At 69.7% G+C, this 6,761-nt stretch carries 6 protein-coding genes; 3 read left to right on the plus strand and 3 right to left on the minus strand.

Features of this window, described 5'->3' with window-relative positions:
- Positions 1-9: 9 nt before the first annotated feature.
- The 3 genes from paaZ to BG28_RS03875 all read right to left on the minus strand — a co-directional run bounded on the left by paaZ (position 10) and on the right by BG28_RS03875 (position 3,836).
- Positions 10-2,112 carry a phenylacetic acid degradation bifunctional protein PaaZ gene (gene paaZ / locus BG28_RS03865; protein WP_036474365.1) on the minus strand — a complete coding sequence of 701 codons (2,103 nt, stop codon included), beginning with the start codon at positions 2,110-2,112 and terminating at the stop codon, positions 10-12.
- A gap of 213 nt (positions 2,113-2,325) precedes the next feature.
- Positions 2,326-3,342 carry an MDR family oxidoreductase gene (locus BG28_RS03870; RefSeq protein ID WP_036474367.1) on the minus strand — a complete coding sequence of 339 codons (1,017 nt, stop codon included), beginning with the start codon at positions 3,340-3,342 and terminating at the stop codon, positions 2,326-2,328.
- Complete coding sequence (locus BG28_RS03875) at positions 3,339-3,836, minus strand: Lrp/AsnC family transcriptional regulator (protein ID WP_051500950.1); 498 nt, start codon at positions 3,834-3,836, stop codon at positions 3,339-3,341. Before BG28_RS03875 ends, BG28_RS03870 begins: the two co-directional genes overlap by 4 nt.
- A 227-nt stretch (positions 3,837-4,063) precedes the next feature.
- On the opposite strand from BG28_RS03875, the gene pdhA reads away from it, so the two are divergent.
- The 3 genes from pdhA to BG28_RS03890 all read left to right on the plus strand — a co-directional run.
- Entirely contained in the window at positions 4,064-5,203 is a 1,140-nt protein-coding gene (pdhA, locus tag BG28_RS03880; RefSeq protein ID WP_036474369.1) for a pyruvate dehydrogenase (acetyl-transferring) E1 component subunit alpha, read from the plus strand.
- Positions 5,204-5,206: 3 nt separating this feature from the next.
- Positions 5,207-6,280, plus strand: coding sequence for an alpha-ketoacid dehydrogenase subunit beta (locus BG28_RS03885; protein WP_051500951.1), 1,074 nt, complete (start codon positions 5,207-5,209; stop codon positions 6,278-6,280).
- A 1-nt stretch (position 6,281) separates the two neighbouring features.
- A partial coding sequence (locus BG28_RS03890; protein ID WP_036474370.1) for a biotin/lipoyl-containing protein occupies positions 6,282-6,761 on the plus strand: 480 nt, incomplete at its 3' end.

The raw sequence follows: 6,761 nt of genomic DNA on the forward strand, positions 1-6,761 counted from the left end.
ACGCCGAGCTCACCGCCACTCGGGCTTGTTCTGCTTCGCCACCCGGGTCAGCACGTCGTAGGTCGCGACGATCTCGTCGTGCTGGTTGTGCAGCACGGTGTCCCAGCGGACCTCGCCGTAGTCATCGGTCTCCCGCGGGATGATCTGCTTCGCAGTCAGCGTGACCCGGATCGAGTCGTCGTAGGTCACCGGGGTCTGGAAGGAGAGGTTCTCCAGGCCGGTGTTCGCCAGCACCGGGCCCGGGGCCGGCTCCACGAAGAGCCCGGCCGCCCAGGCCACCAGCAGATATCCGTGGGCGACTCGGCGCGGGAAGAACGGGTTCGCCGTCGCCGCCTCCTCGTCGGTGTGGGCATAGAAGGTGTCCCCGGTGGACTCGGCGAAGGAGGTGATGTCCTCCAGGGCCACGGTGCGCAGTCCCGAGGCGAACTGATCCCCGATGCGCAGCTCGGCCAGGGATTTCCGGAACGGGTGGACGGCGGTGCCATCAGCCACCGTCTCGGGAGTCGCCGTGACCGCTTTCGCCCCGCGGTGCCAGACCCCGGTGACTCCGGTGAGCAGGTCCGGGGAGCCCTGGACGGCGGTGCGCTGCATATAGTGCTTGACCGCGCGGATGCCGCCGAGCTCCTCGCCGCCGCCGGCCCGTCCGGGGCCGCCGTGGACCAGGTGGGGCAGCGGGGAGCCGTGACCGGTGGAGGTCTTCGCGTCGTCGCGGTCCAGGAAGAGCACCCGTCCATGGTGGGAGGCGATGCCGCGGGTGAACTCGGCGGCGATCTCCCGGTCGTGGGTGCAGACGGTGGCGACCAGCGAGCCGCCGCCGAGGGCGGCGAGGTCCACGGCGTCGTCGATGTCGGCGTAGCCCAGCACCGAGGTGACCGGCCCGAAGGCCTCCACCGAGTGCACCGCAGGAGTGCGGGGTTCGGCGAAGGAGAGCACGGTGGCCGGGAAGAAGGCGCCCTGTCCGGCGTCGCCGGTGCCGGACTCTGGTCCACCCACCCGCACGGAGCCGCCGGCGCTGACCAACGTGTCCACCGCGCGGGCGACCTCCTCGCGCTGATCCTGCGAGGCCAGCGGGCCCATGGTGGTCTGGGCGTCTCGCGGGTCGCCGAGGACCACGCGGGAGTCCAGCCGTGTCCGCAGCGCCTCCACCACCGGGTCCACCTGGGCCGAGGGCACGATGACGCGGCGGATCGCGGTGCACTTCTGACCGGTCTTGGCGGTCATCTCCAAGGTCACCGATTTGATGAAGGCGTCGAACTCGACCGTGTCCGGACCGGCGTCGGGACCCAGGATCGCGGCGTTGAGCGAATCGGTCTCTGCCGTGAAGCGCACGCCCTGGTTCGCGACGTTGTCATGGGAGCGCAGCAGCTGCGCGGTGTTGGCCGAGCCGGTGAAGGCCACGTGGTCGCGGTGGTCCAGGTGGTCCAGCAGGTCCCGGGCGGAGCCGGAGATCAGCTGGAGCGCCCCGGTGGGGATCAGCCCGGAGTCGATCATCAGCCGCACGCAGGCCTGGGTGACATAGGCGGTCTGCGAGGCGGGCTTCACGATGGTGGGCACCCCGGCGATGAAGCTGGGGGCGAACTTCTCCAGCATTCCCCAGACCGGGAAGTTGAAGGCGTTGATCTGCACGGCGACCCCGGTGAGCCGGGTGTAGATGTGCTCGCCGAGGAAGGAGCCGTCGCGGGAGAGCTGCTCGACCGCTCCGTCGACGATGATGTTGGCGTTGGGCAGCTCCTTGCGCCCCTTCGAGGAGAAGGTGCGGATGGTGCCGATCCCGCCGTCGACATCGATCAGGTGGTCGCGGCGGGTGGAGCCGGTGCGGTCGGAGAGCTCATAGAGCTCCTCGCGGTGCTCGTGGAGGTAGGCGGCGAGGTGCTTCAGGCGCAGCGCGCGCTGGTGGATGCTCAGCTGCCCCAGGCTCTCCTGGCCTGCCGAGCGAGCATGGGCGACGGCGGCACCGGTGTCCAGCCCCTCGGTGGAGACCACGCAGACCGGCTCGGCGGTGGAGGCATCGAGGATCTCGTGGACCTTGCTCGGGGCCTCCGGGGTCCACCAGGAGTCCTGGATGTAGCTGGGCAGGAGACGGGGAGCCGCAGATGTGTCAGTGGCAGCCATGGGGTCCTCTCAACGACAGGTAGAACTGACCGAACGGTCGGTAATTGACCCCATCCTAGCCCGGGAGATCAGAATGTGACACCCCACACAAGAGCGCCGCCTCAGACCGCTTCCCCCAGCTCAACGGACCAGCTGGCCAGCCACTCAGCCAGCCATCCGCCGGCCAGCCGCTCAGCCGGTCAGCCGCACCGATACGGCCTCACCCGTGCAGCTTCACGCCTGGAGCTTCACGACGGTCCGGCCGCGCACCTCTCCGGCGAGGATCTGCTCGGCCTGCTCGAAGACCCCGTCCAGCTTGATCTCCTGAGTCAGGTCGTCGAGCAGCTCTACGGGCAGGTCGCTGGCCAGCCGGGCCCAGGCCTGTTCGCGCAGCTCGGGCGTCGCGGTGACCGAGTTGATCCCGGCAAGGGTGACCCCGCGCAGGATGAAGGGCATCACCGTGGTGGGCAGGTCGACCCCCTGGGCCAGTCCGCAGCTGGCGACGGTGCCGCCGTCCTCGGCCTGGGAGAGGATGTTCGCCAGGGTCGCAGAGCCGGCGGAGTCGATCCCGCCCGCCCAACGCCGCTTCTGCAGCGCAGACCCGGCCTCGGCGAAGTCCTTCCGATCCAGCAGCTCGGCCGCTCCGAGGTGACGCAGATACTCGCCCTGCTCCTGGACCCGCCCGGTCACTGCGGTGACCCGGTAGCCGAGCTGGTTCAGCACCGCGATCGCCACCGACCCGACTCCACCGGCCGCCCCGCTGACGACGACCTCGCCGGCCTCGGGCCGCACCCCGCCACGTTCCAGGGCGAGCACCGCGAGCATCGCGGTGAACCCTGCGGTGCCGATCGCCGCGGCCCGCTTCGGACTCAGTCCCTCGGGGAGCTTGACCAGGTACTTCGCGGAGACCCGGGCGCGCTCGGCAAGCCCGCCGTGGGCGGCCTCACCGATCCCGCCGCCGGTGAGCACCACGAGATCGCCGGGGCTGAACCTGGGATCGGCGGAGCTGGTGACCTCCCCGACCAGGTCGATGCCCGGGATCAGCGGGGAGGTTCGAGCCACCCCGGGCTTGCCGGCCAGGGCGAGCCCGTCCTTGTAGTTGATCCCGGAGTAGTGGACATCGATGTCCACCGGGGCGTCTCCCCCGGAGTCCTCGAGGAAGTCCTGCGGCAGGTCCTTCAGCGTCGCCTCGTGCTGAAGGATGCGCCCGCGCTCCAGGGTCTGCTCGATCAGGGCTGCTCGAAAGGTCATGAAGGTCTCCTTGGCATCGGGTGCTCATATTGGGTGTGATCGTCGAAGATCAGGGCGGTCTGGGAGGACTGCACGCAGGACAGTGACTGGATCCGTTCGAAGACCACCCGGCGCAGCTCCTCCACGGTGCGGGTGCGCACCAGCAGCACGGCGTCGTACTGACCGCCGACCAGCGCCAGGTGTCGCACCGCAGGCTCATCGGCCAGCGCCCCGCGCAGCACCTCCCAGTCATCCTGCTTCAGCGTCAGGAAGACGTAGGCGGCCGTGGACATTCCGGCGGCGCGGGGGTCGATCACTGCGGTATAGCCCTGCAGGACTCCGGCGGCGCGCAGCCGGGAGATCCGCTCATAGGCGTTGGCCCGGGACAGGTGCAGCCCGAGGGCCAGGGCGCTCACCGACTGGCGGGCGTCCTGGCTCAGCGCATGCAGGATCCGGTGGTCCACGGAGTCCAGCGAGATCTCGCCTCGCGCCGCCTCGTCTCGGTCATTGCCCATAGTTCTGGACGATACCAGCCGTGGCACACCTCACACGAGCAGTTCGTCCGGCCCGCATCGAGTCCCGGAGGAGCCCGTCTCGGATCTGCCTGCGCGGTGGCCCCGCGCCGGCAGGCTGGGACACACTCATACCGAGAGTGTGATGCACGACACCTGCGCCAGAGACTTTTAGGAGGCCTCGCGATGACCAGCGAGACACAGGAGGGGACCCCGATCCAGGCTCCCATATCAAGGAGACCAGCAGCAGCTTCGGGATCACCCCCGAGCAGTACATGCTCCCGGCAGCCCAGCAGATCCGCATGCTGGGCCCCGACGGGCAGCTGATCCCGGAGGAGGCGCAGGGCACCAGCCCCGGGCATGAGTACCCGATCCCCGAGGACGACGCGCTGCTGGCCGCCTACGAGGCACTGGTGGTGGGGCGTCGGGTCAATGATCAGAACTATGCATTGGTCCGCCAGGGCCGGCTCGCGGTCTACCCCTCCTCGCACGGCCAGGAGGCCTGCCAGGTCGGTGCCGCCCTTGCACTGGGCACCGGCGACTGGATGTTCCCCACCTACCGCGACACCGTCGCCACGATCACCCGAGGGGTGGACCCGCTCGAGGTGATGGTCTCCTTCCGCGGCGACTGGCACTGCGGGTATGACCCGCTGCACTACAAGATCTCGGCCATGTCGACCCCGCTGACCACCCAGCTGCTCCACGCTGTCGGCGTCGCCCACGCGGCGAAGCTGCGCGGCGAGGACACCGTGGTGCTGGCGATGTGTGGCGACGGCGCCACCAGTGAGGGTGACTTCCACGAGGCGCTGAACTTCGCGGCGGTCTTCGAGGTGCCGGTGGTCTTCTTCGTGCAGAACAACGGCTACGCCATCTCGGTGCCGCTCTCGGCGCAGACCGCCGCCCCGTCGCTGGCGCACAAGGCGATCGGCTATGGCATGGCCGGGGAGCAGGTGGACGGCAATGACATGGTGGCCGTGCTTGCCACGCTGCGCCGCGCCGTCGATCTGGCCCGGGCAAACTCCATGCCGCTGCTGCTGGAGGCCATCACCTACCGGATGCAGGCGCACACCAACGCCGACGACGACTCCCGCTACCGCGAGTCCGCCGAGGTCGAGCAGTGGAAGCAGCGCGACCCGCTGCTGCGCATGCGCACCTTCCTCACCGAGCGCGGGGTCCTCGACGCCGACGCCGAGACCCGGATCAGCGGCAAGGCCGAGGAGGTCGCCGCGGCGCTGCGCCTGGCCATGACCACCGAGCCCGAGATGGACCCGCTGGAGATCTTCGACCACGTCTATGCCGCCCCGACCGCCCAGCTGCGCGAACAGCGCGCCAAGCTGGCCGATGAGCTCGAGCGAAGCCAGGAGGGCTGACCCATGGCCACTGCCACCACAACCGCACCCGCACTCGCCGGGGCCGCCGCCAAGCCCACCACCTTCGCGGCGGCGCTGAACACCGCGATGTCCGACGCCATGGAGAACGACCGCTCGGTCTGCGTCTTCGGCGAGGACGTCGGCACCCTCGGCGGCGTCTTCAGGATCACCGACGGGCTGACCCAGCGCTTCGGCGCGAACCGCTGCTTCGACACCCCCCTGGCCGAGTCCGGCATCGCCGGCATGGCCATGGGCATGGCGATCAACGGGATGCGCCCGGTGATCGAGATGCAGTTCGACGCCTTCGCCTACCCGGCCCTGGAGCAGATCTTCAGCCACATCGCCAAGACGGCCAACCGGTCCCGCGGCCGGGTTCGGCTGCCGATGGTCATCCGGATTCCCTATGGCGGCGGAGTCGGCGGCGTGGAGCATCACTGCGACTCCTCCGAGGCCTACTACGCGCACACCCCGGGGTTGAAGATCTACACCCCGGCCACGGTCAGCGACGCCTATCTGATGCTGCGCGAGGCCATCGACTCCCCGGACCCGGTGGTCTTCTTCGAGCCGAAGAAGCTCTACTGGACCAAGGAGGCCGTGGACCTCAGCGACCTGCGCACGCAGTACGAGGCTGCGGCGCGGGACGAGTCCGCGCCGGCGGCCGGGGTCGGCGCGGAGGGCCGCGCCGTCGTCGTGCGTGAGGGCACCGACGTCTCGCTGATCAGCTATGGCCCCAGCGTGTCCACCGCACTGAAGGCCGCTGACGCTGCCGCCGAGGACGGGATCTCCGCGGAGGTCCTGGACCTGCGCAGCATCGTGCCCTTCGACGACGCCGCCCTGGAGGCCACGGTGACCAAGACCGGCCGCGCCGTGGTGATCGCCGAGGCGCAGGGCTTCGTCTCGGTGGCCGCCGAGATCGTGGCCCGGATCCAGGAGCGCAGCTTCCACTCGCTGTCCTCCCCGGTCAAGCGGGTCACCGGATTCGACATTCCGTATCCATCACCGAAGCTCGAGGAGCACCATCTGCCCAGCGTGGACCGGATCCTGGACGCGCTCGACGAGCTGCAGTGGGAGGACTGAGATGACCACCTTCAATCTGCCCGACCTGGGCGAGGGACTGACCGAGGCCACGCTGCTGAGCTGGCTGGTGACCGAGGGCGAGACGATCGTGGTGGATCAGCCGATCGCCGAGGTCGAGACCGCCAAGTCCGCCATCGAGGTGCCCACCCCCTACGCCGGGGTGGTCACCAAGCTCCACGGCGCCGTGGGCGAGACCCTGATCGTGGACGAGCCGCTGATCACCGTGGGCGCCGAGGCTGAGGCCGCTGGATCCGGCGGCTCGGACGCCGCCGGCCACACCAGCGCTGATGCCAACGGCGCCTCCGAGGCCGGGGCGCTGAGCTACCGCGAGGAGGAGCGCGCCGGCACGGTGCCCGCCACCGGATCGGTGACCGACCCCGGCACCGCTGCTGAGTCTTCTGAGGAGGAGGGGTCGGGCAATGTCCTGATCGGTTATGGCACCTCCACCGCCAAGCGCAGCGGACGACGTCGGCGCAACGGC

Origin of the sequence: Nesterenkonia sp. AN1, from assembly GCF_000582475.1 — a bacterium.
In the GTDB taxonomy this organism is placed as follows: Bacteria; Actinomycetota; Actinomycetes; order Actinomycetales; family Micrococcaceae; genus Nesterenkonia; species Nesterenkonia aurantiaca.

Excerpts from the sequence above, each read along its gene's own strand:
- paaZ (WP_036474365.1), bottom strand. The coding sequence starts at position 2,112 with ATGGCTGCCACTGACACATCTGCGGCTCCCCGTCTCCTGCCCAGCTAC.
- BG28_RS03875 (WP_051500950.1), bottom strand. The coding sequence starts at position 3,836 with ATGGGCAATGACCGAGACGAGGCGGCGCGAGGCGAGATCTCGCTGGAC.
- BG28_RS03870 (WP_036474367.1), bottom strand. The coding sequence starts at position 3,342 with ATGACCTTTCGAGCAGCCCTGATCGAGCAGACCCTGGAGCGCGGGCGC.
- BG28_RS03885 (WP_051500951.1), top strand. The coding sequence starts at position 5,207 with ATGGCCACTGCCACCACAACCGCACCCGCACTCGCCGGGGCCGCCGCC.